This is a genomic window from Rhodoferax sp. RT5P35, from assembly GCF_056521385.1.
The window spans coordinates 1-1539 of the sequence record NZ_JBWMAX010000098.1; the positions used below are offsets into that span (position 1 = coordinate 1).

Annotated in this window: 3 protein-coding genes; 2 read left to right on the top strand and 1 reads right to left on the bottom strand. The window is 63.7% G+C overall.

Features of this window, described 5'->3' with window-relative positions; genetic code table 11:
* A partial coding sequence (locus tag AC097L_RS23935; RefSeq protein ID WP_479589230.1) for a patatin-like phospholipase family protein occupies window positions 1-388 on the top strand: 388 nt, incomplete at its 5' end.
* Window positions 389-455: 67 nt separating this feature from the next.
* Here AC097L_RS23935 and AC097L_RS23940 read toward each other — a convergent pair.
* A complete protein-coding gene (locus tag AC097L_RS23940) occupies window positions 456-842 on the bottom strand; it encodes a hypothetical protein (RefSeq protein ID WP_479589231.1) in 387 nt (128 codons plus the stop codon).
* Window positions 843-1194: 352 nt separating this feature from the next.
* Here AC097L_RS23940 and AC097L_RS23945 point away from each other — a divergent pair.
* The coding region (locus tag AC097L_RS23945; RefSeq protein WP_479589232.1) for a hypothetical protein at window positions 1195-1539 on the top strand (345 nt) is incomplete at its 3' end.

Below are 1539 nucleotides of genomic sequence, written 5' to 3' on the forward strand. Positions count from 1 at the left end.
GTTTGCGCCTCAGCACCTGGACGGGCGGCGGCTGGTGGACGGCGTTGTGTCCGACCCGCTGCCGGTCAGCGCTGCCAGCGATGCGCCTGCCGTCATTGCCCTGGGCTTTGAAGCCCTGATGCCGCAGCGCGTGAACAAGCCTTCGCGCATGCTGGCCCAGGTGACCTCGGCCATGACCAACAACCTGATGTACGCCCGCCTGGCCAGCGCCGAGGCCGACGGCATGCGCCTGCTGCGCGTGTTTCCGCAACTGGAGCGCCGCGTCAGCCTGTTCGACACCGCCGCCATGCCCTACCTGGTAGAGGCCGGGCGGCGCGCCACCGAGGCGCTGCTGCCCCACATCATCGCCCTGCTGGAGCGCCGACCGCAGCTGATGGCGGTAGCCTAAAGTTTATGCATTAAATAGGCCTCTAGCGCTTATTCCATAAGCACGAGAAGCTATTAAAACAGAAGCATCAACCGATGGCGTTGGCCACCCGGGTGTAGAAGGCCATGTCGTGCCGGTACTGGGTATCGGAGATTTGGCGGTTGATGTGCTGGGTGGTCAGGTTGTCCATCACCTGGCGGACCTGGGCCTGTTGGCTGTCGCTGGTCGGGGTGCTGCCGGGGCTGTTGTCGTAAGGATTGCGTCGCTGGATCAGGTCCATCGCCCGGCTGGACAGGGACACACTGGCCCGGGACTGGGCCAGCAAGTCCTTGGCGGCCTGGGAGATGGTGACCATGTCGGTGGCGGCAGGGGCAGCGGGGGTGTTGGTCACCGTAGCCGCCGCTGCCTGCCGAACCGGAGCAGCGCTGGCCAGGGTGGCCAGGGTGGACTGCAGACGACTGGCTTGGATGTGCATGGTGGTTCGACCATAGCCGCCAACCCGCCTTGCGAAGCCCCGAAAAGCGGGCAAAAAATACCGCTTTCCCCCCAAGACCACGGCGCATACCACCGCACGGGCCAGGCAAAAAAACCACCGCAACCGTGATATGTCAAACACTTTAGGGATATTTACCAACGCACAACGCCCGTTGTTTCCAATTGTTAAATAACGTATAAATAAGCTGCAAACCATGTCTGGCGTGGAGTGGCACCGTACACAATCTTCTGGCAAAACAACCCGTAAAGAAATGTGCAAAACCATCTTTCTCGACTGAGGTCGCCGCGCGCAACGCGATAACGGAATGAGCGTTCGCCCCCAAGACCCCCCGATGCTTGCTCTGTCGCTGCAGGCCACAGTGCTCTCGCATGCGCGCCTGCGCGAGGCGGCCACGGCATTCGCCAGTGAAGTTGCCAGCGCCCGGGCCTGCTCGCGGGTCAGCGTGGGGTTTGTCATCAACGGTTTCATCACCCTGGTGGCGGTGTCGCATGGTGGCGATGAAGGCTTGGGCGGCAAGGCCTTTGCCAGCCTGGCCGCCGCCATGGACGAGGCTGTGGCACAGGGTGCCAGCGTGCGGTGGCCGGCCGAGGGGGCCCCGGCCATCCGGCTGGCGCACAGCCGCCTGGCGACGGGTTCGGTCGGTGCCGTGGCCACGGTGCCTATCGTGTATGTCGGT

Excerpts from the sequence above, each read along its gene's own strand:
- AC097L_RS23940 (WP_479589231.1), bottom strand. The coding sequence starts at position 842 with ATGCACATCCAAGCCAGTCGTCTGCAGTCCACCCTGGCCACCCTGGCC.